The sequence below is a fragment of the Ruegeria sp. CH11 genome, from assembly GCF_056537105.1.
Map to the genome: position 1 here is coordinate 424,007 of NZ_JBQFQX010000001.1, position 24,218 is coordinate 448,224.

The following is a 24,218-nucleotide window of genomic DNA, read 5'->3' on the forward strand; positions in this document are numbered from 1 at the left end:
TGAAACCGATCTACTCGCTCACAGAGCGTTTTCAACTTGCTATTTTCAGAACATTTGTTTTTTTACCCACATGACACAACGCCTCAATCAATTGACCGATCGCCTGCGCCGCGGGATCGACGCGATGCCGTCCCAATTGCAGGCAGCAGCGAAGTACATCATCGATCATCCGGGCGATTTCGGCCTCGACCCCATTCGCGTAACGGCTGGAAAAATTGGCGTCAGTTCAAATGTTCTGGTTCGCCTCGCGCAGCGCATGGGGTTCGACGGGTATGATGCCTTTCGCCTTCCCTTTCGCGACGCGCTGGTCACTGACGGTGAGGACCGGCTTAATCAGGACTGGCTGCACCGTATGCGGCAGGAAGATACCTTTGGTGTTGCGCAGGCAGACCACGCAAGGAATGAACTGAACGTGGTGACCCGATCGCTTCGCATGCTCGAGCCGGGCAAGGTCAAGCAGGCAACCCAACTCATTATGAGGTCGAAAAGCTGTTTCATCACCGCCTCGCGCGCAAGCTACGCGCTCGCCTACTATTTTCACTATGCCGGGCGCATGGCGCATCCCGGTCTTCAACTCATCCCGCGACATGTGGGAACAGCTGCGGACGATTTGCTGGATGCAGACGATGCGGATTGCCTGTTCGCAATAACCGTTCACCCCTATTCTGCCGACACCATTCAAGCCATACGCTTTGCGCAGGAACAGGGCCTTGCGATCGTCCTACTTTCCGACAGCGACGTGATCGCACCGGGCCTTTCGCCCGACGTAATCCTGCCGATCAGCACGCGGTCGCTGCACCATTTCTCCAGTTTTTCCGGTGCGATGGCGGTGCTGGAATGTCTGCTGGGACACATCACAACATCTGGCGGCCCAACCGCGCGCCAAAGAGCCGAACGACACCTGAAGGCGCGCGAAGACAGCGGAGCCTATTGGCAACCGTCAAGACCACCTAAAATCAGGAAAACCCCCGGCTAAGTGCCGGAGGTCCGCAAAAGACATTACATACAGGCTTGAACAGCCCGTTTGGTCATGACGCTGACCAGATGTGCGCGATAGTCCTTGCTACCGTGCAAGTCTGCGATCATGTTCATCGGGTTTACGTGCAAATCCATCAAGGCATCAGGGCCAAAAGCGTTGTTCAGCGCCTGCTCGGCCTCGGTCCAGCGGAATACGCCGTCCTCGCTTGCACCGGTGACCGCGACGCGAACACCGCCCGCGAACCGCGCCAGAAACACACCGACAAGCGCAAAACGCGAGGCCGGTTGCAGAAATTTCTGATAACTTGCCGCCTGCGGCACTGGAAACCGGACAGTGGTGATAATCTCACCCTCATCGAGTGCGGTGCTGAACATGCCCTCAAAAAAGTCATCCGCCGCGATCTCGCGGCTATTGGTCCGAATGACCGCCCCCGACCCCAGCGCGGCTGCCGGATAACAGGCCGCCGGATCGTTGTTGGCAATCGACCCGCCAATGGTGCCCCGGTTGCGCACCGCAGGATCACCGATCTGACCGGCCAGCGCCGCCAGCGCCGGATAGCTGGCAGCGGCCTCAGACGCGACCGACGCATGGGTCGTCGCGCCGCCGATCGATACCGAACCGTCATCCTCGATACACACGCCCTGCATCTCGGGAATCCCACCAAGGGACACCAGCGAAGACGGTGCCGCCAATCGCTGCTTCAATGTCGGGATCAGGGTCTGCCCGCCCCCCAACGCCTGCGCATCCTCGCCGCCTAACGCCGCAACCGCGTCGGCTATGGTCGAGGGTTTCTCAAACTCGAAATTGTACATTTCGCTCTTCCTTTCCGAAAGGCACCGATCCGCCCTTCATCTTTTTGGAAATACTCCGGGGAGCGCGAGGGGCTGGCCCCTCGCACGCCAACGCCTCAACCATTCATCGCCGCCCAGACACGCGACGGGCTCACCGGCATGTCGATGTGATCCACCGCCTTGCCGCCAGAGTTCAGCGCGTCCAGAACCGCATTGACCACCGCAGGTGGCGATCCGATCGCACCAGCCTCACCACAGCCCTTCACGCCTAGCGGATTGTGCGTACAGGGGGTCTGGCTGGAATGGTCCACGGCATAGAACGGTACATCGTCCGCACGCGGCATCGCATAATCCATATAGGACGCGCTCAGCAGCTGGCCGTTTTCGTCATAAGCGCAGTTCTCCAGCAGAGCCTGACCGATACCCTGACCGATACCGCCATGCACCTGACCATCCACGATCATCGGATTGATGATGTTGCCAAAGTCATCCGCCGCAGTGAACTTCTCGATGCTGACCTGACCGGTTTCCGGATCAACCTCTACCTCGCAGGCATAGGCCCCCGCCGGGAAGGTGAAGTTGGCCGGGTCATAAAACGCGGTTTCCTCCAGCCCCGGTTCAACCTCCAGCGGATAGTTGTGCGGAACATAGGCCGTCAGGGTCACATCGCCCCAGGCCACCGACTTGTCGGTGCCGGCAACGCTGAACTGACCGTCTTTCAGTTCGATATCCGCCTCGGACGCTTCCAACAGGTGGGCTGCAATCCGCTTGGCCTTTTCGATCACCTTTTCGGTCGCCTTGACCATGGCCGAGCCACAGACCGCCAGCGAGCGCGAGCCATAGGTTCCCATGCCAAACGGAATCTTCGAGGTGTCGCCATGCACGATCTCAACCATTGATTCATCGATGCCGATCATGTCGGCCACAACCTGCGGGAAGGCCGTTTCGTGCCCCTGCCCGTGGCTATGTGCGCCCACCATGACGCTGATAGACCCAGTCGCGTTCACCCGAACGGTCGCCGCATCATAAAGACCCGCCCGGGCCCCCAGCATTCCGACGATGTTCGAGGGCGCAATGCCACAGGCCTCGATATAGCAATTTATGCCGAGACCGCGCAGTTTCCCATTCGCCTCGCTTTGCGCACGACGCGCGGCAAAGCCAGCCATATCTGCAGCGGCTTCAAGCTTGTCCATTGTCCCATTGTAGTTGCCGGTGTCATAGGTCAGAGCCACTGGCGTGTCGTATGGGAACTGGGTGATAAAGTTCTGACGACGCAACGCGATCGGATCGACCCCCAACTCGCGCGCGGCTTTGTCGACCACGCGTTCCAGTTGGAACGTCGCCTCGGGACGACCCGCGCCACGATAGGCATCTACTGGCACCGTGTTGGTGAACATCGCCTTCACATTCACCTGAATGACCGGCGTCTTGTAGTTGCCCGCCATCAGCGTGCCATGCAGCCAGGTCGGTACCGAACTCGAGAAGGTCGACAGATACGCACCCAGATTGGCGTAAGTATTCGTCCGCAGACCGATGAAGTTGTTGTCCGCATCCAGCGCCAATTCGATCTTGCTGACATGATCGCGGCCATGGGCATCCGACATGAACGCCTCGGACCGGCTTGAGGTCCATTTGACAGGACGGCCACACGCCTTGGCGGCGAAGGTGCAGAACGCCTCTTCCGCATAGTGGAAAATCTTGGTGCCAAAACCACCGCCCACATCCGGCGCGACGACGCGGACCTTGTGCTCGGGCAGGCCTAACACAAAGGCGCACATCAGCAACCGGATTACATGCGGGTTCTGCGACGTGGTATAGAGCGTATATTCCTCGGTTCCCCGGCTGTATTCCGCTACCGCCACACGCGGCTCCATCGGATTGGCAACCAGACGGTTGTTGACCAGATCCAGCGTCGTGACATGCGCCGCATTGGCGAACACGTCATTGACCTTGGCATCGTCGGCCTCACCCAACTGCCAGTCATAGCAGATGTTGTTCTTCAGATCGTCATGGACCAGCGTCGCGCCATCCTGCGCTGCGGCCTTCATGTCGATCACAGCGGTCAGTTCTTCGATGTCGACCTCGATTGCCTCAGCCGCGTCGCGGGCCTGTTCCAGACTGTCGGCCACCACGGCAGCTATCGGATCGCCCACATGGCGCACCTTGCCCTGGGCCAAGATCGGATGCGGCGGCTCTTGCATGGGTGCGCCGTGCTTGTCGGTCACCTCCCAGCCGCAGGGCATGCCGCCCACGCCTTCGAAATCCTTGCCGGTGAAAACTTTGACCACGCCGGGCATGGCCTCGGCGGCCGCTGTATCCACGGAATTGATCCGTCCATGCGCAATATCTGATCGCAGAAAATGTACATAGGCCTGGCCATGTACGTTGATGTCGTCGGTGTAATTGCCCGCTCCGGTCAGAAAGCGCACGTCCTCGCGCCGCTTGGAACTGGCTCCGATGCCACTGTCTTTGGGCATTGCTTGTTCTCCTCCCATAAACGGATGCTGATGCACCCTTTGTCATCCCACGGGCGTCTTTCCTCTTACGCCCGCAGTGGCATCATTCGGCAGCGATGCTGCTGGCGTCCTGGCCCGATGCGGCCATGATCGCCTTGACGATGTTGTGGTAACCGGTGCAGCGACACAGGTTGCCTTCCAGATACTTGCGGATCTCGGCTTCGGTCGGGCGCGGATTGTCTTTCAGCAACGCCGCAGCACTCATCACCATGCCCGGGGTACAGAACCCGCATTGCAGCCCGTGGTGATCCTGAAACGCCTGCTGGATCACGTTCAGTGAGCCATCAGCATTCGCCTGCCCCTCGATCGTGCCCACATCCGCGCCATCGGCCTCAAGGGCCAACATGTTGCAGGATTTGACCGCCTGCCCATTCACATGGACAACGCACGCCCCACATTGCGCTGTATCGCATCCCACATGCGTTCCCGTCAGCGACAGGTGATCCCGCAGAAAGCTGGACAGCAATGTCCGGCCCTCGACATCACCGCTCACGGATTTCCCGTTCACGGTCATTGAGACCTGTGTCATAAGCTCCTCCCGATTTTTGTGTTTCTCCCTTGGGGTCGAGTTAAACACGGTAATTATTCTTTGAGAACAAATTTTTTGTCCGGGATTTCCGCAGCTTCCCGGTCAAACACTCAGAACATGTACTGATTGGCACAAAGGGCAAAAGTGCCGTTGCGTCACACGCCTTTTCTGGCGCGCGGCTGCGGTCTGGACGGAATTTCCTTGAGCAGCCCGCCGACACCCATCGCTGAAATGTCATCGCCCGAGGTTTCGATCCCGCACACGACTCGGGACAAAACCCAATCCGCCCCATTCAGCGCCGGCGACCGAGCGCAACCGGGCAGACCGATCACGGAACGATTCTGCAACGATCCCAGAAACAGCAGGTTTCCGGGGTCGACCGGCATCCCAAATCGGTCGACCTTGCCGCCAGCGATGCGTACTGCCTCGGGCGCGACATCGTGCGGGTCCGAGGTCGCCGATCCGGTCAATATCATCGCCACCTCGCCCTGGAGAGAAGTCAGCGCCTGCGCAAGAACTTCGGAGCGATGCGCAACGACCTTTACATCCGTCAGGTTCATCCCCAGCGCCTCAATCCGACCCCTGATCGCAGCGATACCCTTTTCATTGGGCGGACCACCGGGAATATCCGTGACAACCAAACCTGCTGTCCTGACCACGGGCGTTGCAAGCCGGATCGCGGCGCGGGCCAGCTCTGCCGCCCGTGATACGTCGGCCCCGGGCACCGCGTAAGAGATCACCTTGATCGTTGCCACCATACCGCCTGCGCTCATCTGCTGATGTTGCGGAACTGTAGCGACGGTGATCATCGGGTTGACGCGGTTGAACTCTTCCAAAGCAGCGACATCCAGCACGACCACGCCGGGCCCCTCTGCCAGCAGGTTTACACGTCCGGTAAAGGCTTCGGTCACGCGCAGGTTGGCCGCAGAGGGATCCGGCACCAATGCGGAAGCCAGACGTTGCGCGGCCTCATCTTCGTGACAATCGCCGGTCTCCAGCCGCGCGACGGTGATCTCGGTCAGGCCAGCTTGCCCCATCAACGCGATGTGCTCACCCGTCAGCGATAAACCTTTGCGCAGCTTACGATCGTCCAGCTTGACCGAATGCGCCAGTATCGCACCCTCGGCGTGCGCGACCGGGACCGCGCCAAACTTCACGCCTTACCCCGCAATACGGCGGTCATCTGCGCCAGAATCGCGACCGCGATTTCGGATGGATCCGCTGCGCCGATATCCAACCCAATGGGGCCGTGTATCCGGGCGATATCCGCATCGGTGAAACCAGCCTCTGCCATACGTTCGATCCGTTTGGCGTGAGTGCGGGTAGACCCCAGCGCACCGATGTAGAACACGTTGGCTTTCAGGGCGGCCTGCAATGCGGGGTCGTCCAGTTTCGGGTCATGCGTCAGCAGAACCAGCGCTGTACGCGAATCTAATCCCAGTTGTGCCACGGCTTCGTCCGGCCAGTCAGTGAGAATCTTTTCCCCCGGAAAGCGCGCGGCTGAAGCAAATGTCTCGCGCGGGTCTACAATGGCCGGATCATAGCCTGCAATGCGCGCCATCGGCACCAGCGCCTGAGCGATGTGAACTGCTCCGACGACGATCAGCCGCAACGGAGGGTTATGGACCGCCACGAAAGTTTGGCCATCGTCCTCAAAGCCCGACCGGTCCATCCGCAGGCGGTCGGCATAGGCATTGCGGCGCAGGGCACGGTGGCCGGTTTCGACATTGACCTCATATGCAATTGGATGACGTTCAGCCCGGGCAGCGACCAGTTCGGCCAACATCGCCTCGGGCAGCACCTTGCCCACCGGCTCGACCAGCACCCGAATGGTACCGCCACATGCCAGACCCACAGCAAAGGCGTCTTCGTCGCTGACGCCAAATTCCAGCAGACGTGCCTCACCTTCTTCGATCGCTTCCAGTGCCTCGACGATCACTGCCCCTTCGACGCACCCGCCCGACACCGAACCTTCGATCTGCGCATCCGCTCCGATCACCAGCTGCGAGCCCACACGCCGAGGGGCGCTGCCCCAGGTCTGCACAACGGTGGCAAGGGCTGCCCCTTTGCCGTTGCGATACCAATCCAGCGCGGTTTCCGGGCTGCTGTCGAATCTGTTCATCGAGACCTCTGACGGTGTTGCAATCAAACATAGGGAGCTTTGTGGCAATGAAAAGCGGCCCTTTCGTATCGGGGATGCGCGAATAGCAAAATGGCAGCGGTAATGCGGGTTTTCAGCCCATTTCACATTCAAACAGATAAAGCATTGATTATGTTTGATCCGGGTTCTAGCCTGCACGGGCAGACGCGGCTGCATCTGCATGACCCCCTGATATTTTCAAACGGAGACAAAGAGTTGAAACGCATTTTCCCAATCGCTGCCGCACTCGGCCTGGCCGCTGCCTCGGCTGTTTCGGCGGACACATTTCTGCGCTATGGCGAGGTCGAGGGCTGGAAGGTCTTTATCGACGAAGACAAGAAATCCTGCCTGATCGAAGCTGTCGATGACGCCGAGAACGTTGTCCAGATGGGCCTGACCGAGGATCGCGGCGTCGGCTATGTTGGTGTATTCACCAAAGCCAAAACTGATATCAAGCGCGGCGAGAAAGAGGCAGTTGCCATTCTGCTGGGCGAAAACATCTATGTCGGCGAAGCCACTGGCATGAAAGGCAACATTACCAAGGGCTATTCGGGCGGCTACGTACTGTCGGATGATCCTCAGTTTGCCGATGATCTTGCTAAGAAAGAAGTCATGATCGTGTTCCCCGAGAAGGATTTCGCCTTCACCGTCGATCTGACCGGCACCTACAAGGCCATGGAAATGGCCCGCAAGTGCAACGAAGAGCAACTTTCCTGAGGCTCAATCGGAGAGCGCGGCCATCAACCGCGCTTTCTGCCCCTGGTCGTCGGGCTGAGAAATGACGGCGGCCAGATCTTCAAGCGATGCAATCGAGTGCCCGGCGCGGAAACTGTCGACATGCGGCAGCATCGTTTTGATCCCCAGCGCCCGGGGCGCAAAGCCATCCCAGCGTAATAACGGGTTCAGCCAGATCAATCGGCGGCAGGACAAGTGCAGGCGTTCGACTTCCTTCTCAAGCTGTTCGGGCGCGCCCCGCTCCAACCCATCGGTGATCAGCAGGACAACCGCCCCCTGCCCCATGACGCGGCGCGACCAATCGCGGTTGAACTGATGCAAGCAATCGCCGATCCGTGTTCCACCCTCCCAATCCTGCGCCTCGGCCCCTGCTGCTGACAGTGCTGCGTCAACGTCGCGTTGGTGCAGATGGCGGGTGATATTGGTCAGGCGAGTGCCGAAGGTGAACGCGTGAACCTTGGCCCAGCCCGCACCTTTGGCGTTCGAAACCGTGTGCAGGAAATGCAGGATGATGCGGCTGTATTGGCTCATCGATCCCGAGATATCGCAGAGCGCCACCAGATTGGGCCAGCGCGGTTTCGGCTGACGCAGGGCGATGTGATGCAGCTCGCCGCCCTGACGCATGGCGTTGCGTAGGGTACGTGCGCGGTCGATACGGTGGCCCAGATGGCTGACTTGCCCACGACGTGAAGGGATGGGCTGAACCGGGAGAGTCAGCTGCGCGAGCATACGTTTGGCCTGCGCGACCTCATCGGTGCTCATTTGTTCGAAGTCGAGACTGCGCAGGCGCTCCTCGGACGACGCGGTCTGGGTCGCGTCGATATCGATCTCGGTTTCGCCCTCCTGTTCAGCGACCTCGGGCTGATCCCGTTCGACACCGTCCAGCAACGCCTCGGCGGCACGTTTCTCGGCGGCATCTGCTTGCCGCTCGTCCTGCACGCCGCGAATGGCAGGCAGCATCATCGCCATCATGTGTTCCAGATACCGTGGATCTCGCCAATACAGGCGAAAGACCTGCGCAAATACCGTTCGGTGTTCAGGACGGCTGACGAAACAGGCATGCAGGGTCCAGTAGAAATCGCGCTTTTCGGTAAAGCCTGCGGCCTGAACCGCCCGTATCGCGTCCACGACTCGCCCGGTGCCAATCGGCAAACCGGCCTTGCGTAACGCCCGGGCGAAATGAGTAATGTTCTGTGCCAGTTTGGGAGTGTCGGGAATGTCCAGCGGGAGTTGCTCGGCCATCAACCTTCATGGGGGCGCTGCCCCCATACCCCCGAGGTATTTTTGAACAGAAGAAGCATCACGCGGGTTCGAGTGTGGCCTTGGCTTCGTCCAGAATGCGCTTGGCCTCGGCCCCCTGAAGTTTCTGGATGTCGTCCTGATATTTCAGGACCGCACCAAGAGTATCGCCGATCACTTCTGGGCTCAGGTTGAGCACGTCCAGCGCCAGAAGGCATTTGGCCCAGTCGATCGTTTCCGCGACACCCGGCTTTTTGAACAGATCCTCGGTGCGCAGGCGCTGAACAAAGGCTACGACCTCACGGCTGAGCGCCTCGGCTGCTTCGGGCGCACGGGCGCGCAGGATATCGATCTCGCGGTCAAAGTCCGGGTAGTCGACCCAGTGATACAGGCAGCGGCGTTTGAGGGCATCGTGCACCTCGCGCGTGCGGTTAGAAGTGACGATGACAATCGGCGGCTGGGGCGCTGAGATGGTACCAAGTTCCGGGATCGTAACCTGAAAGTCGCTGAGCGCTTCGAGCAGAAACGCCTCGAACGGTTCATCGGTGCGGTCAAGCTCATCGATCAGCAAAACTGGCGCGCCGTTTTCATCGGGGCGCATCGCTTGCAAAAGCGGGCGTTCGATCAGGTAGTCATCCGAGAACAGCTCGGTCTGCAAGGCCCCGCGGTCGGCGTTGCCCGAAGCTTCGGCGGTGCGAATGGCAACCATCTGCGCCGGAAAGTTCCACTCGTACACCGCCGAGGAGGCATCCAGCCCCTCGTAACACTGCAACCGGATCAGACGGCGATTCAGCCCGGCGGCCAGTGCCTTGGCGATCTCGGTTTTGCCAACACCTGCTTCGCCCTCCAGGAACAAGGGTCGGCCCAGGGTAAGCGACAGGAAGACAACTGTCGCCAGTGCACGGCCACAGACATAGCCCTGTTCTGTCAGCATTTGCTGCACCGCGTCGATGGAATTTGGCTGTGACATGGGCCTCTCGTCTCTGTTCCGGTTAACAGGTCATGCAACCGCATGGTCGTCAAGCCCTCACCCCCGGTCAGAGCGACGGCGATCCGGCAAGTTGACAAGTTTTTTCTTTCGGAACGACAGCCCCGGTTGGTCTTTGGCAATGGCTGTGCTAGCGGGGGGGGCCATGACCGATACCCTGACGATCCGCCGCCCCGACGACTGGCACTTGCACCTGCGCGATGGCGCAATGTTGCAGGCCGTCTTGCCCGAAACCGCGCGCCATTTTGGCCGCGCGATCATCATGCCGAACCTGGTGCCGCCCGTCGTGCGGGGCGATCAGGCTGCCGCCTATCGCGACCGCATTCTGGCCGCTCTGCCCGAGGGCATGACGTTCGAGCCATTGATGACCTTGTACCTGACCGAGGATACCGACGCCAACGACGTCGCCGCCGCCCATGCGAGCGGTCTGGTCAAAGCGGTCAAGCTGTACCCGGCCGGGGCGACGACCAATTCAGCCTCGGGCGTGCGCAATTTCGACAATGTGCGACCGGTGCTGGAAAAGATGGCCGAGATCGGCCTGCCGATGTGCGTGCATGGCGAAGTCACGGATGCCGAGATCGATATCTTTGACCGTGAGGCCGTGTTCATCGATCGTGTTTTGGATCCGATCCGCCGGACGACACCCGGTCTGCGCGTTGTGATGGAACATATCACCACCTCAAACGGCGTTGACTATGTAAAGGCGAACGAGACCGATCTGGGCGCAACCATCACGGCGCATCATCTGATCATTAACCGCAATCACATCCTCGTCGGGGGCATCAAGCCACACTACTATTGCCTGCCGGTCGCCAAACGCGAAGAGCACCGCCTGGCCCTTGTTGCAGCAGCGACGTCGGGCGACAGCCGGTTCTTCCTGGGCACGGACAGCGCGCCACATACCGACGACAACAAGGAAATGGCCTGCGGTTGCGCGGGATGCTTTACCGCGACGAACACGATGTCTCTGGTTGCCGAGATGTTCGACCGCGCTGACGCGCTGACCACTCTGGAAGCGTTTGTATCGCTGAACGGCCCGGCCTTCTATCGGTTGCCGGCGAACGACGGGACGATCACGCTGACCAAGGGCGAACCGGTGAACTACCCGACCAAAATCGAAACCGGCGACGGTCCTGTCACCGTATTCGATCCCGGTTTCCCTTTGCACTGGCGCGTGGCTTAACGGCTCATCCGGGCCGCCAAATCCGCTGCGCGCCCGCCGGTGCGCAGCATCGACCAAATGGCGTCCGACGTATCGCCCCCAATCAGCTTTGATGCCTTTTCGCGCACGCGGTCTTCGCGTACGGAAAGCGAAAGCGGTGCCATCAGATCGTGATCGGCCTCGCGCCGTGCGCCATCGCGGCGCAAAAGAGACAGATGTGCCTGCGTCTCGGACAAGGTTTCATCCGCCTGAACCGTGATCCTGTCGCGCAGGGATTGCAGGCGTAGGTCTGCGCAGACCTCATCCGAGAAACTATCGGGCAATGCCGTGTCATATCCCAGCGCCTGCATCGCAATCACGGTACGGTACGAGAACTTTGCACCCAGCCCGGTGGTTGGCGCCAATTGGTTGCACACGCTCATCCATCGTGGATTCGTTTTGATCCTGATCTCGGCCACTTCGGGTTCGGCGATATCCAGATCGCGCGCCGCCTCGAGCGCTGCGTGCAGTCCGTGACAGCAGGCGTGGAACTTATGGCTGACCTGCTCGAATACCCAGTCCTCTCCCAGCCCATCCAGCGCAGCATCGGTGTCGTTTGCCCCGTCGTGTGTCGCGCCGAACCCAAACGGACCCTCGATGGCGTTTGCATTGGGCGCAAAGCCTTCGCGGATCAGCAGCGCCGCCTCAACCCCGTTCGAGGCCGCCAGACCCGCGTTATATGGTTTTCCCATTGTGCCGAACTGCGCTTTCTGACCCGCAGCGCAAGTGGCTGTCAGGCCCAGAACCTTGCGCATCTGATCGCTGTCAAAGCCCATCACGCGGCCCGCCGCAACCGCAGCGCCAAAAGCGCCCGCCGTGGCGGTCTGATGGAAACCCAACTGGTAATGGCCGCGCCCCAGCCAGAGCCCCATTCGAATGGACAGTTCCATGCCGATCAACGCGGCCTCAAGCACATCGACGATGGGTTTGTCTTCATATGCAGCGATACCAAGGACCGCTGGAAACACGGCGACCGACGGATGGCCAATGTGGGCAAAATGCGTATCGTCATAGTCCAGCGCATGCGACACGGTTCCGTTCGCCAAAGCCGCCGCCCGAAGCGGTGCAGCACCGCCACCGAACAGTTGTGCCTGCTCGGCCCCGCCTTCGGACAGGACCAGATCACGGATTATGCGCGATACGGGCTCATCCACGCCCGCACGCCCAACGGCGAGCCAGTCCAGGGCGGACAGAGAGGTCACGATACGGACCTGCGCCGTTGTTGAAACGGGGCCTGCGGCGAATGCAGCCAATGCTGAGGTAAGATCGGTCATGGGGCGCAGTCTAGCGCGCGCGGTGCGGGGGTAAACCCTCAGCCGTAAAGTGCGGCTGCCCGCTGTTCGAAGGCACGGACAATCCGATGCATCGCTTCGTTGAAGACAACGCCGATGATGCCTTGAAGCACCGCGTTCTTGAACTCGAAATCAACGTGAAAGGACACGTTGCAACCGCCATCGGGCGCGTCCTCGAACTGCCAGTCCGAACGCATGTACTTGAACGGGCCGTCCAGATATTCGGTGTCGATCTTCTTTTGCCCATCAAACAGCGTTACGCGGCTGCCGAAGCGTTCGCGGAAGACCTTGAAGGAAATCACCAGATCCGCCTCGAGCACCTTGCCCTCACCGGCCTCATAGGTGCGTCGGATGCGTGCTGCCGCGCACCAGGGCAGAAACTCGGGGTATTTCGCCACATCACCAACCAGATCGTACATTTGCTGGGCGGTATAGGGCAGATGTCTGGTTTCGGAATGAGTTGGCATGACTTCGGGCATTTTGAGGTGACAATGGCGCGTCATGTCGTATGTTGCGCGCCAAAGATCAAGGGGGCAGTGATGAGCGACCGCGCATATGTGATAGATGAGATGATCTCGGCCAAGGCCATCGCGGCCCGGATCGAAGAACTGTGCAGGGAAATCACCGCCGAATTCGGAGAGACGGACAAGCTGGTTGTCGTCGGTCTATTACGCGGCAGCTTCGTGTTCATCGCCGATCTGGTGCGCGAGCTGGACCTGCCAATTGAGGTCGATTTTCTTGAGGCGTCATCCTATGGCGACGCGATGGAAAGCAGCCGAGAAGTTCGCATTCTCAAAGATTTACGCGGCGCAATTGAAGGTCGCGATGTGTTGGTTGTCGAAGATATCGTCGATACTGGGCATACGCTGAACCACGTGACCAAATTGCTGCGCAGTCGCAAACCCAAACGTCTGAAATCCATCGCTTTGCTGGACAAACCCAGTCGGCGCGAAGTCGACTTCCGCTCGGATTGGATCGGGTTTGAAATCCCTGATGAATTTGTCGTTGGCTACGGCATCGACTACGCGCAGCGCAATCGCAACCTGCCGTTCATTGGCAAAGTTCGATTTATCGAGGACTAAGCGGCCCAAGCACCTGCGCAATCGCGGCCAAGAAAACACCGGTACCCACAGGGATCAAGGCATCGGGGAAGTCATAGTCCGGGTTGTGCAATTGCGGGTGATCGACACCGGCCCCCAGCCAAAACATCGCGGTTTCGGCACTTTTTGCGAATTGGCCAAAATCTTCGGAGAACCGCTGGGGTTGAGAAGACAGTCGCAGCGAGACGTTTTGCGCCAAACACGCGTTCTTCAGCATTTCAACCGCTACAGAACTGTTGGCACAGGCGTCAAAGATGTCATCATATTCTATGGTTACGCCAAGACCTTCAATCTGCGCATCCTGCATGACAAGCGCCTCGGCCGAACGGACAAGGTCGGCCATGCGCGTGTCCGTGACCGTACGCAGCGTCACCCACAACGTCGCCTGACCAGGAGCCACCCCAAAGGTCGCCGCGCCCAGACTGGCATGGGTCACGGTTGTCAGCGCGTAGGCTTCATCCAGCGCGCCACCCTGCCCCAGATCGGCCATCGCGGGAATCAGTCTGGCCAAAGCCTGCGCCGGTGAAACACCATCCTGCGGCGCAGCTGCATGAGAGGTCCTGCCGGTCAGTTCAACGCGCATCCCGCGCGAGGCGCAATTGGCGGGGCCTTCGCACAGCTCAACCGCCCCGAGCTCCAACCCCGGCAAGTTGTGCAGTGAAAACACATAATCCGGTGCAATCGAAAGGAATTGCGGATCGTCACGATAGGCTACGGCGCCTTTGCCGGTTTCTTCGGCAGGCTGAAAGATCAATGCGACCGATCCGGCCGCTGGTCGAGCCGTTGCCAAGGTGCGGGCAACGCCAAGAACCATGACCATATGCCCGTCATGTCCACAAAGGTGCCCTTTGCCAGGACGCTTTGAAGCATAAGGCAGGTCCGAGACCTCCTGAATCGGCAGCCCGTCCAACTCGCAGCGGATCGCCACCATCGGCCCCGGCTGGTCACCGTCAAAGATCGCAGCAACCCCATGGCCGCCGATATCGGTCAGGATACGATCCGGCGCGCAGTCGCGCAGCAAATCGCGTATGGTCGCAGCGGTGGCCTGCTCGGCCCCGGACAGCTCAGGGTGTTGGTGCAGTTCCTGTCGGCGCGCCGTAAGCCACGCCAGATCCTGCGGTGTCACCTTTGGTTCAGCTTAGCCTGACGCGCGTCCCGCAGGCGGGCAAAGTCATCGCCCGCGTGATAGGACGACCGTGTCAGCGGGGTCGCCGAGACCATCAAAAAGCCCTTGCCGAACGCCGCCTTTTCATAGGCCGCGAACTCTTCGGGCGTGACAAACCGGTCGACACCGTGGTGCTTGGGCGTGGGTTGCAGGTACTGGCCAATGGTCAGGAAATCGATATCCGCGGCACGCATATCGTCCATCACCTGCCGGACCTGTTGCTCATCCTCACCCAGACCTACCATGATGCCGGACTTGGTGAACATCGACGGGTCCATCTCTTTCACGCGCTGCAAAAGGCGCAGTGAATGGAAATACCGCGCGCCAGGACGGACCTGCGGATAGAGCCCCGGCACGGTCTCGAGGTTGTGGTTGAATACGTCCGGCCTCGCCTCGACCACTGTTTCCAAAACCGAAGGATCACATTTCAGAAAATCAGGCGTCAGGATTTCGATGGTTGTTTGGGGCGAACGGTGTCGTACCGCTCGGATCGTCTGCGCAAAATGCTCGGCACCGCCGTCCTCAAGATCATCGCGGTCGACCGAGGTGATAACGACGTGATTCAGGCCCAGCTTTTCAACCGCATGCGCCACGCGTCCGGGCTCGAACACATCCAGCGTATCCGGGCGGCCGGTGGCAATGTTGCAGAAGGTGCATCCACGAGTGCAGATTTCGCCCATGATCATCATGGTGGCGTGGCCCTGGCTCCAGCACTCGCCAACATTGGGACACCCGGCTTCTTCGCAGACGGTGACCAGATTGTTCTCACGCATGATCTTATGCGTTTCGGCATAGCCTTTGCCGCCAGGCGCCTTCACCCGTATCCATTTGGGCTTTTTGGGTTGGGCATTATCTGGGCGATGAGCCTTTTCAGGATGACGTTGCTCGGGAATTTTCAGATCACGCACGGGCGGCTTTCCTGACTTTGGGTCAATTTATTCATGCCTAACACAGTTTCTTCGATGTCTCCATAGCAGCAGCGCATAGCCGCCATGTGCAGGCTCTTTGCGAACGCAGAAAACCGTATGCAAAATTTTACTTTTTTGCAATTTTCATAACGCACTGCATGGCTTTCAGAGTATTTGCGTGCGCAGAATTTCCGTTGTTGAAGGCGATTTAGAATCGTTTTAACTAGCTCCCGGAATACATGTGAATCACAGGAGTTTATCCATGAAAGCCGGCACGACGCTTCCACAAGTCACTTTTCACACTCGCGTCCGCGACGAAGCAATTGAAGGTCCGAACCCGTTCCGTTGGGAAGACAAGACCACTGCCGACTATTTCGCAGGCAAACGCGTGATTCTGTTCTCGCTGCCCGGCGCATTTACCCCCACATGTTCGACTTATCAGCTGCCCGGATTTGAAAATGGCCATGCCGATTTCGCAGCCAAAGGTATCGACGCGATCTATTGCATGTCGGTCAATGACAGCTTTGTCATGAACAAATGGGCGCAGGATCAGGGCCTGCAAAATGTCCAGGTGATCCCGGACGGCTCGGGTGAGTTCACGCGCAAGATGGGCATGCTGGTCGACAAGGACAATCTGGGTTTTGGCATGCGCTCGTGGCGCTATGCAGCCATCGTCAATGATGGTGTTGTCGAAGCATGGTTCGAAGAGCCTGGTCTGATGGACAACTGCCCCGAGGATCCCTATGGCGTATCGTCGCCTGAAAACCTGATGAAGCATCTGGACGAGGCGCGCGAGCCTGCGCTGGCCTGAACTCCTTACGCTCCTGTTCCGGCCCGCCACAAGCGGGCCGTTTCATACCCGCGCCGTGCTTACGATCCCTTCTCCAACTTCGCGGATCACCTGCGCCAGCCCGGCGAACCAGCCTTCATCCGTTGTCGAGGCGCGGCGCGCCAAACCGATGGTGCGCGAGGGCTGAGGCGCGCCGAAGCGCAACAGCCGCAAACCCGGGACCGCCTCGGTCTCAGATCTCGCGGCCAGTTCGGGCATCAGGGTCAGGCCGAAGCCTTCGGCCACCAGACGCGACAATGTTGCCAAAGATGACGCGCCCATATTGATCTGACCGCTGGTCCGGTCCTTGCCACAGACCTCAAGCGCCTGATCCGTCAGGCAATGGCCGTCTTCAAGCAGCATCAACTGCGCGGTCTTCAGGTCGACCGGGCGCAGCGCATCGGGGTTCAATCCCATCCGCGCCACACGGTCCGGACTGCCGGCCAGCAGAAACCTGTCTTCGAACAGTGGCTCTTCGTACAGATCATTGCTTCCGGACGGCAGAGCCAGAACCGCGGCGTCGATCTCACCCGTGCGCAGCAGAGACAAAAGCCGCTCGGTTCGGGCCTCGCGAATCTGAACCCTTAGCGAGACATCTCCGGCGCGAAGCCCTGCCAGAACTCCGGGCAGCAAATACGGCGCAACTGTGGGGATGATGCCGATCGACAATGATCTGTGACCACCCGAATGGTCGCGCGCAAACCGGTCGAGCCCACTGGCCGCATTCAGAACCTGCCTTGCGCGCTCCAGAACATCCCGTCCCAATGGCGTCAGCAGAATGTCGCGGGCTTGCCGCTCGAACAGCGGCCCGCCCATAACATCCTCCAAAGCTTTGATCTGAACCGACAAGGCGGGTTGCGAGACATGGCAGACCTGCGCGGCGCGACCAAAATTTCGTTGATCAGCAACCGCCTGAAAATATTGCAACTGTCTGAGGGTAAAATTCATAACCACTGATTATCATTTGCCACCAAAACCGCAATGAAAACCAATGGCAGAACGTGAATCAACTAGCCGATCATCCGGTCCCGCTCGGCCTGATCCTCATAGTGCCTCTTCAGCCGCTGCAGCGCGATCCGTAGAACGATCTTTCCTGACCGCGCTGACCAGCCCATGCGCTTTTCCGCAAGCTCCAACCCTTCTAGATAGCAACAACAGCGCAGGGCCACATCACTTAGCCCAGGGCCAAGTTCGGACAACGCGCGCGCCACGCGTCCGCGCGCATCAGACGACCCCTGACCAGAAAATGCATCCGGTTCCCCGCCACCCCGACCACCGCCGGTCAAAAACCGTTCCCAATTCTGCGCGACTTGAGGTCCGATTTGCGCGAGTTCAAAATCTTCGCGCAATCGCTCGCCTGCCGCGACAAGGGATTCATCCAGAAACGGATTGCCCTGACGGTCCCGCCGCCGGGACAAGGCGATCAGGGGGCTTTCAGCGGCGCTGTAGCGCACCCGCCGCTGCCGTTGATCGCCCGAGGTATCCGCAGCGCAAGGCTGAAACGCCGCGGGCGCTTCGGCCATGCCGAATTCACTACGCGACCGCGCCTGGTTTTCGGATTTGGCCACAAGAACGCTCAGCGCCGCTCGTCCCGATGTCGAAATGCGATAGCGCGATACTCGGCCCGGGTTGTCGCAGCTAATCCAGTCATTCAACGCCATAGCCTGCGCGATCGAGCAATCCACGACGGCGGTTCGTGCTGTGCCATTGTCACCGCTGTCACGCACGACAACGGCCTTGTCCATATCCTCGGCAACTGCCAGAACCGCCCCCGTCTCGCACAGGCGGCGAAGGATGCGGAGAACCTCGCGGTCGAATTCGACCTCGCCCGGAGTTTGCGCCTCCTCCGCTTGCCGATTGCTTTGCACAGGCATGGCCGATCTCCCAGCGGACGGGAAATGCGTCTGCGCCAGCGATTGCAAGGCCGCATCGACAAGGGGATCATCCCGGCGCATCTCGATCCGGCGGATCTGTCTGAGGATGGTCGAGGCATGGCATCCTGCCGACCTTGCGATATCGCGTATGGATCTGCCGGACTCGGTGTGATCCAGATATCGCTGCGCCCCTTCCGGGACCCATGCAGGAACAGTGAAAGCCATGCTGTTTTCCATCATTATTCGCCCTTGTCGACCAAACAAACCGTCTCTGTTCGTCGTCGGATTTTTAGTTAACCAATTCTAACTAGAATCGGTTTTGTTACTTGTTCGTTAATCACAGACGACAAGGACCAGATTTGATTCAAAAAGATAAACAGTCGTGAAGCCAACGTTCGGCGCGAAGTGACGCGAGGCAACACCCGTTAAAGTTGTGTCACACCATTCCCAACGACATCGAACGGAAAGGAACACAACGTGCAGGACTTGATGACAATGATCGCGACCCTCCGCCGCCCACGCCTGTTGACCCGGGCTGCAAAGATCGGGGCGCAGGATTACGACCGCGACCGGCACCTGCAACGTGTTCTGGGCGATGGATCTTTGCCCGCTTCAGGCGCAGCATTGATCCGCTTGATGGAGCTTGAGCGGGATCTAAATGCGCAACGCCAAGCGGATGACGCCGCGTATTCGCTAGTGCGCCATTTGGATCTGATGATCGCCCTGATTGGCGAGGCGCAGCTGTACCATGCCAGCCGCGCCGCGCGCCTTCAGTGATCAGGTAAACGCATCCGGCATGGACGCTTTCTTCTCGGCAACATAAGCGTCCAGTGCTGCCTTGGTATCCGGGTTGATCTGCGGCTGTTTGTAGTTCGCAAGCAGATGTTCGACCCGCGAGGTCGCCAGCGTGCGGGTGTCGCGACCGCCCTCTTCTTCCCAGGTTTCAAATGGCTTGTAGTCCAACAGCTCGGACTTCCAGAACGCCTCCTTGAAGTTCGCCTGCGTGTGGTCGCATCCAAGATAGTGACCGCCCGGCCCGACCTCGCGAATGGCGTCCAACGCAAGCGCGTTTTCGTCGTATGCAACGCCTTTTGCCAGCCCATGAAGCACACCGAGCTGATCGGCGTCCATTACGAACTTTTCGAAATCGGCCACAAGGCCACCTTCGAGCCAACCGCAGGAATGCAGCATGAAGTTCACGCCCGCCATCAGACCCATGTTCAGCGAGTTCGCAGTCTCATAGGCCGCTTGCGCGTCGGGCAGTTTCGACCCGCAGAACGATCCCGCCGAGCGGTATGGCAGCCCCAAACGACGTGCCAACTGGCCCGCGCCATAGGTGATCAAAGCCGCCTCGGGCGTGCCGAAGGTGGGCGCGCCCGAGTTCATGTCGATCGACGACACAAACGCACCAAAGATTGCCGGGGCGCCGGGGCGCACAAGCTGGCTGTAGGCAACGCCCGCCAGAACTTCGGCCAGAACCTGCGTCAACGTACCCGCAACGGACACCGGTGCCATCGCACCACCGACGATGAAGGGTGAGATGATGCACGCCTGGTTATTGCGCGCATAGACTTCCAGCGAGCCCATCATCACATCGTCGAAAGTCATCGGCGAGTTGATGTTGGTCAGCGAGGTCATCACTGTGTTTTCCTGGACGAACTCCTTGCCGAACAGGATCTCGCACATCTCGACCGAATCCTGCGCGCGGCTGGGCTCGGTCACCGATCCCATGAAGGGTTTGTCGGACAGGGTCATATGCGCCATCAGCATATCCAGATGGCGCTTGTTAACCGGAACGTCTGTCGGCTCGCACACGGTACCGCCCGAGTGGTGCAACCATTTGGACATATAAGCCAATTTCACGAACTTGTTGAAATCGTCCATCGTCGCATAGCGGCGTCCACCCTGCGCGTCCCGCACGAAGGGCGGGCCATAGACCGGGGCCAGAACCATATTACGGCCACCGACCACCACCGACTTGTCGGGGTTGCGCGCGTGCTGGGTAAACTGGGATGGCGCGGTCTTGATCAATTGCCGTGCCAGACCGCGCGGAATGCGCACCCGTTCGCCGTCAATATCTGCACCCGCTTCGCGCCAACGCTCAAGCGCGCCGGGATTGTCAACGAAATTGACGCCAACTTCGGCCAGCACGGTTTCCGCGTTGGCTTCGATCAATTCCAGGGCCTCTTCGTTCAGGACCTCGAAATTTGGAATGTTGCGCTCGATATATTTCGCGGTTTCGATGACGACGGCGGTGCGCTCGGCCCTACGGGCGGCCCCGCCCCCACCGCGACTCCGGCGACGTGCTGATGCTTCAGCCATGTGTGTTCCCCGTGTTCAGGTATTCCAGATTGACTACTGTTTACCCTGTCCACTTGGGAGACCAATGGAAGATAACGGCCATTGGAACATAAAAGCGACATGCCCCGCCTTCAGCCGCACTCATCCGTCTTTTTCGGTGTGACGACGTCTGCCTGGCGTTTGATGTAGATTTCCAGCCCCGATTTTGCGTGCTTTCGGCAAACTGGCGCCATCCATTTGTCGTAATCGGTTCGCCCATCCTGCGACTTCATCGCGACGGCAAGGCTGGCATTCGCCCCGCATTCCATCGCAACGCATTTCTTGCGGCCGCTTTTGCTGACATTGCGGTAGTGCTGAAAATAGCTGGGACAGCCGCATTTCGGCTTCCCGGACAGCGATATCACTTTCATCCGAAAGTAGTTTTGACGGTTCAGGCGATAAGTCGCTGTCTTACATTCTTCGCGTGCCTTGTCGTCGACAGTCCAACGGTCTTTGGCAATGAAGAAAGCCCCTTTGAACCTGGGGTTATTGTGCTTTTCGCACATTGGAACAATAAATGACTGCCCATAGGGCTTGGGGACAAAGTTCCCCTTCCGGTCTTTCCTTGTTTTGTCGATCTTAACAAACCGGACATGCGCCCCGTGCTTTCCCGGGGACGAGCACCCCATGTAAGAACAGGACGGGTTCGACTTTTCGTTGCCGGTATAGATCTTCCAGTGGTTCAGCCAGGACCCACACCCGCATTTCGGTCTTTTCGAAGATCCCGCGTGGTTCTGCACAGGATGCCGGTCACGAAGAACCTTTTGCGTCCCGCCAAGGCCAAAGCCGGTTTGTTCAGGCATAACAACCCACCCATCAATCACTCAAACAATGCCAATAGTGTAACAAAAAATCGAACTGTTTTGCAGCGTCTGCAAAACTCTTGCGCTGTCGCCATAGGCGGCATAAAGCGACCGCATGACCCAAGACACCCATGACCGCCTTCTGATCATCGACTTTGGCAGCCAGGTGACGCAGCTGATCGCACGTCGCTTGCGCGAACTGAATGTCTATTGCGAAATTCACCCTTATCAGAACATCACGATGGACTTCGTGCGCAAGCTGGCACCACGCGCCGTGATCTTTTCGGGCGGCCCGGACAGCGTGACCCGAGACGGCTCGCCGCGCGCGCCGCAGGAAATTTTTGACTACGGGGTTCCGATCCTTGGCATCTGCTACGGTCAGCAGGTGATGATGCACCAGTTGGGTGGCAAGGTCGAAAGCGGGCACGGCACGGCCGAGTTCGGTCGCGCCTTCGTAACCCCCAAAGGGCGGCTAGACATTCTGGATGGCTGGTTCACCGATGGTGACGAACAGGTCTGGATGAGCCACGGCGACCACGTTAGCGAAATTGCGCCCGGGTTCGAGGTTTTCGGCACATCGCCAAACGCGCCTTATGCGATCACTGCCGACGCAAATCGCCATTTCTACGCTGTTCAGTTCCACCCCGAGGTGCATCACACCCCGCGCGGCGCAAAACTCTACGAGAACTTTGTAAGGCTGGCCGGGTTCACCGGCGACTGGACCATGGGTGCCTATCGCGAGCAGATGATCCAGTCCATCCGCGACCAGGTTGGCGACAAGAAAGTCATTTGCGGGCTGTCCGGCGGTGTCGACAGCTCGGTCGCGGCGATCTTGATTCACGAGGCGATTGGCGATCAGTTGACCTGTGTTTTTGTCGATCACGGCCTATTGCGCAAGAACGAGGCCGAGGAAGTGGTCGGCATGTTCCGAGACAATTACAATATCCAACTGATCCACGCGGATGAAAGCGAGCTGTTCCTCGGCGAGTTGGAAGGCCAAAGCGATCCAGAGACCAAACGCAAGATCATCGGCAAACTGTTCATCGACGTGTTCCAGAAACATGCGGACACAATAGATGGGGCCGAGTTTCTGGCCCAAGGCACGCTTTATCCGGATGTGATCGAATCCGTCTCGTTTTCAGGCGGGCCATCGGTGACGATCAAGTCGCACCACAATGTCGGCGGACTGCCCGAAAAAATGGGCCTGAAGCTGGTCGAGCCGCTGCGGGAACTTTTCAAGGACGAAGTCCGCGCGCTGGGTCGCGAACTTGGGCTTCCCGCCAGCTTTATCGGCCGCCACCCATTCCCCGGCCCCGGCCTTGCAATCCGCTGCCCCGGCGAGATCACGCGCGAAAAGCTGGACATTCTGCGCGAAGCGGACGCGGTCTATATCGATCAGATTCGCAAACACGGTCTTTACGACGACATCTGGCAGGCATTTGTCGCGATTCTGCCCGTGCGAACCGTGGGCGTGATGGGTGATGGCCGAACCTATGACTATGCCTGCGCGCTTCGTGCCGTAACGTCAGTAGACGGCATGACCGCCGACTATTACCCGTTTAGTCATGAATTCCTGGGTGAGACCGCAACCCGCATCATCAACGAGGTCAAGGGCATCAACAGATGTACCTATGACATCACCTCCAAGCCTCCGGGCACGATCGAGTGGGAATGATACAGGCCGGGCTTTTGCCCGGTCTTTTTTTCTTGATTTGTTCAAGAAATCTGTTCGAAAACAGAATATTAATCGGCGATCCTTGCTGGGGAAAACATGAGCGACAAAGCGCAGATCGGTAAAGCGGCGCTGTGGATGACCGGGGCGATTGCGTCGTTTTCGGCCATGGCCGTTGCCGGGCGTGAGCTGAGCGTGACGCATGATACGTTCGAAATCATGTTTTTCCGAAGCCTGGTGGGCATTTGCGTGGTTGCGCTTGTTCTGACGCTGTCGGGAACCTGGCACCAGGTTTCGACCCAACGGTTGGGTTTGCATGGCATCAGAAATGTCATGCATTTCGCCGGACAAAACCTCTGGTTTTATGCTGTCGCCGTCTTGCCTCTGGCGCAGGTCTTTGCCTTGGAATTCACCCAGCCGATCTGGGTTATCCTGCTTTCTCCGCTGCTGTTAAAAGAGCGTCTGACCTCGGTACGTGTACTCTCGGCGCTGATTGGTTTTGCAGGGGTTCTGATCGTCACGCGCCCCGGTGCGGTGCCGTTTGGGGCCGGTTTGTTCGCGGCCGCCGCGTCGGCCATTTTCTTCGCATTAACAACAATTACCACGAAATCTCTCACCCGGTTTGCCAGCACCGGTTGCATCCTGTTCTGGCTGACCGTCATGCAGGCCGGGCTTGGTCTCTTCGCCTCGGGTCTGGATGGTCAAATTACCTTTCCGACGTCGGCGACCGCACCCTATCTTCTGCTGGTCGGGCTGGCCGGTCTGCTGGCGCATTTCTGCATTACCAATGCGCTGGTAATTGCTCCGGCAACGGTTGTTGTCCCGTTCGACTTTGCGCGCCTTCCGACGATCGCAATCATTGGCATGCTGCTTTATCACGAGCCGCTGGATCACTGGACCCTGCTGGGCGCGTTCGTGATTTTCTCGGGGATCTTTCTGAACGTGCTGTCGGAAAAACGTAGCCAATCGGCAACACTCAGCCAAGACACGTCGCCGAGGTAACGTTCGGTCACAGGTTGACGATTAATTAAGGTTTAAGAAAGTAACAACCCGGTAACGAAGCCGGATGTACGCACAAAGCGTAACAAACAGGCGATCGGACAGTGAAAGGGAGAGG

Annotated in this window: 23 protein-coding genes; 8 read left to right on the forward strand and 15 right to left on the reverse strand. The window is 59.1% G+C overall.

The features are described 5' to 3' along the window. The first annotated feature begins 70 nt into the window (after window positions 1-70). Window positions 71-976, forward strand: a complete 906-nt coding sequence (locus ACR0LX_RS02150) for a MurR/RpiR family transcriptional regulator (protein ID WP_480782365.1) — start codon at window positions 71-73, stop codon at window positions 974-976. A gap of 23 nt (window positions 977-999) precedes the next feature. Here the strand turns inward: ACR0LX_RS02150 and ACR0LX_RS02155 are convergent, their stop codons facing one another. From ACR0LX_RS02155 to ACR0LX_RS02175, 5 genes are all read right to left on the reverse strand, one after another. Then, on the reverse strand, window positions 1,000-1,791 hold the full coding sequence (locus tag ACR0LX_RS02155) for an FAD binding domain-containing protein (RefSeq protein WP_480782366.1): 792 nt from the start codon (window positions 1,789-1,791) through the stop codon (window positions 1,000-1,002). 95 nt (window positions 1,792-1,886) lie between these two features. Next, window positions 1,887-4,247 (reverse strand): xanthine dehydrogenase family protein molybdopterin-binding subunit, encoded by a 2,361-nt coding sequence (locus ACR0LX_RS02160; RefSeq protein WP_480782367.1) that lies wholly within the window; start codon window positions 4,245-4,247, stop codon window positions 1,887-1,889. 82 nt (window positions 4,248-4,329) lie between these two features. Then, a complete protein-coding gene (locus ACR0LX_RS02165; protein WP_480782368.1) occupies window positions 4,330-4,815 on the reverse strand; it encodes a (2Fe-2S)-binding protein in 486 nt (161 codons plus the stop codon). A gap of 155 nt (window positions 4,816-4,970) precedes the next feature. Continuing rightward, a complete protein-coding gene (locus tag ACR0LX_RS02170) occupies window positions 4,971-5,972 on the reverse strand; it encodes a molybdopterin-binding protein (RefSeq protein WP_480782369.1) in 1,002 nt (333 codons plus the stop codon). Continuing rightward, window positions 5,969-6,937: an XdhC family protein gene (locus tag ACR0LX_RS02175; protein WP_480782370.1), complete on the reverse strand. Its 969-nt coding sequence runs from the start codon at window positions 6,935-6,937 to the stop codon at window positions 5,969-5,971. The genes ACR0LX_RS02170 and ACR0LX_RS02175 overlap by 4 nt, the downstream gene beginning before the upstream one ends. Before the next feature lie 234 nt (window positions 6,938-7,171). Here ACR0LX_RS02175 and ACR0LX_RS02180 point away from each other — a divergent pair, with 234 nt between their 5' ends. After that, a complete protein-coding gene (locus ACR0LX_RS02180) occupies window positions 7,172-7,672 on the forward strand; it encodes a hypothetical protein (RefSeq protein WP_480569324.1) in 501 nt (166 codons plus the stop codon). Window positions 7,673-7,675: 3 nt separating this feature from the next. Here the strand turns inward: ACR0LX_RS02180 and ACR0LX_RS02185 are convergent, their stop codons facing one another. Together ACR0LX_RS02185 and ACR0LX_RS02190 are read right to left on the reverse strand one after the other, a co-directional pair. Next, window positions 7,676-8,932: a vWA domain-containing protein gene (locus tag ACR0LX_RS02185; protein ID WP_480782371.1), complete on the reverse strand. Its 1,257-nt coding sequence runs from the start codon at window positions 8,930-8,932 to the stop codon at window positions 7,676-7,678. A gap of 58 nt (window positions 8,933-8,990) precedes the next feature. Next, complete coding sequence (locus ACR0LX_RS02190) at window positions 8,991-9,899, reverse strand: AAA family ATPase (RefSeq protein ID WP_480782372.1); 909 nt, start codon at window positions 9,897-9,899, stop codon at window positions 8,991-8,993. A gap of 163 nt (window positions 9,900-10,062) precedes the next feature. Here ACR0LX_RS02190 and pyrC point away from each other — a divergent pair, with 163 nt between their 5' ends. Beyond that, the gene (pyrC, locus tag ACR0LX_RS02195; RefSeq protein WP_480782373.1) at window positions 10,063-11,100 is read left to right on the forward strand and encodes a dihydroorotase; all 1,038 of its coding nucleotides are present in this window, start codon (window positions 10,063-10,065) and stop codon (window positions 11,098-11,100) included. Here the strand turns inward: pyrC and ACR0LX_RS02200 are convergent. Next, the gene (locus ACR0LX_RS02200) at window positions 11,097-12,392 is read right to left on the reverse strand and encodes an MmgE/PrpD family protein (RefSeq protein ID WP_480782374.1); all 1,296 of its coding nucleotides are present in this window, start codon (window positions 12,390-12,392) and stop codon (window positions 11,097-11,099) included. The two genes, pyrC and ACR0LX_RS02200, sit on opposite strands and share 4 nt — an antisense overlap. Window positions 12,393-12,430: 38 nt before the next feature. Further along, window positions 12,431-12,877, reverse strand: a complete 447-nt coding sequence (locus ACR0LX_RS02205) for a type II toxin-antitoxin system RatA family toxin (protein ID WP_480782632.1) — start codon at window positions 12,875-12,877, stop codon at window positions 12,431-12,433. 72 nt (window positions 12,878-12,949) lie between these two features. Here ACR0LX_RS02205 and hpt point away from each other — a divergent pair, with 72 nt between their 5' ends. After that, entirely contained in the window at window positions 12,950-13,492 is a 543-nt protein-coding gene (hpt, locus tag ACR0LX_RS02210) for a hypoxanthine phosphoribosyltransferase (RefSeq protein WP_480782375.1), read from the forward strand. On the opposite strand, the gene ACR0LX_RS02215 is transcribed toward hpt, so the two are convergent. Both ACR0LX_RS02215 and lipA read right to left on the reverse strand, forming a co-directional pair. Further along, complete coding sequence (locus tag ACR0LX_RS02215) at window positions 13,479-14,636, reverse strand: amidohydrolase (protein ID WP_480782376.1); 1,158 nt, start codon at window positions 14,634-14,636, stop codon at window positions 13,479-13,481. The two genes, hpt and ACR0LX_RS02215, sit on opposite strands and share 14 nt — an antisense overlap. Further along, window positions 14,633-15,583, reverse strand: coding sequence for a lipoyl synthase (gene lipA / locus ACR0LX_RS02220; protein ID WP_480782377.1), 951 nt, complete (start codon window positions 15,581-15,583; stop codon window positions 14,633-14,635). Before lipA ends, ACR0LX_RS02215 begins: the two co-directional genes overlap by 4 nt. Window positions 15,584-15,845: 262 nt before the next feature. Between lipA and ACR0LX_RS02225 the strand changes: the two genes are divergently transcribed. Beyond that, window positions 15,846-16,394: a redoxin family protein gene (locus ACR0LX_RS02225; RefSeq protein ID WP_480569302.1), complete on the forward strand. Its 549-nt coding sequence runs from the start codon at window positions 15,846-15,848 to the stop codon at window positions 16,392-16,394. Between the two features lie 42 nt (window positions 16,395-16,436). Here the strand turns inward: ACR0LX_RS02225 and ACR0LX_RS02230 are convergent, their stop codons facing one another. Together ACR0LX_RS02230 and ACR0LX_RS02235 are read right to left on the reverse strand one after the other, a co-directional pair. Further along, window positions 16,437-17,360 carry a LysR substrate-binding domain-containing protein gene (locus ACR0LX_RS02230; RefSeq protein WP_480782378.1) on the reverse strand — a complete coding sequence of 308 codons (924 nt, stop codon included), beginning with the start codon at window positions 17,358-17,360 and terminating at the stop codon, window positions 16,437-16,439. A 62-nt stretch (window positions 17,361-17,422) separates the two neighbouring features. Next, the gene (locus ACR0LX_RS02235) at window positions 17,423-18,523 is read right to left on the reverse strand and encodes a DUF6456 domain-containing protein (RefSeq protein ID WP_480782379.1); all 1,101 of its coding nucleotides are present in this window, start codon (window positions 18,521-18,523) and stop codon (window positions 17,423-17,425) included. Between the two features lie 252 nt (window positions 18,524-18,775). On the opposite strand from ACR0LX_RS02235, the gene ACR0LX_RS02240 reads away from it, so the two are divergent. Next, the gene (locus tag ACR0LX_RS02240) at window positions 18,776-19,063 is read left to right on the forward strand and encodes a DUF6477 family protein (protein ID WP_480782380.1); all 288 of its coding nucleotides are present in this window, start codon (window positions 18,776-18,778) and stop codon (window positions 19,061-19,063) included. Here ACR0LX_RS02240 and ACR0LX_RS02245 read toward each other — a convergent pair whose 3' ends face one another. Together ACR0LX_RS02245 and ACR0LX_RS02250 are read right to left on the reverse strand one after the other, a co-directional pair. Beyond that, entirely contained in the window at window positions 19,064-20,608 is a 1,545-nt protein-coding gene (locus tag ACR0LX_RS02245; protein WP_480782381.1) for a trimethylamine methyltransferase family protein, read from the reverse strand. Between the two features lie 110 nt (window positions 20,609-20,718). Then, window positions 20,719-21,429, reverse strand: coding sequence for a hypothetical protein (locus tag ACR0LX_RS02250; RefSeq protein ID WP_480782382.1), 711 nt, complete (start codon window positions 21,427-21,429; stop codon window positions 20,719-20,721). A 115-nt stretch (window positions 21,430-21,544) separates the two neighbouring features. Between ACR0LX_RS02250 and guaA the strand changes: the two genes are divergently transcribed. Further along, window positions 21,545-23,104, forward strand: a complete 1,560-nt coding sequence (gene guaA, locus ACR0LX_RS02255; protein WP_480782383.1) for a glutamine-hydrolyzing GMP synthase — start codon at window positions 21,545-21,547, stop codon at window positions 23,102-23,104. 96 nt (window positions 23,105-23,200) lie between these two features. Further along, window positions 23,201-24,103 (forward strand): DMT family transporter, encoded by a 903-nt coding sequence (locus ACR0LX_RS02260; protein WP_480782384.1) that lies wholly within the window; start codon window positions 23,201-23,203, stop codon window positions 24,101-24,103. The last annotated feature ends 115 nt before the right edge of the window (window positions 24,104-24,218 follow it).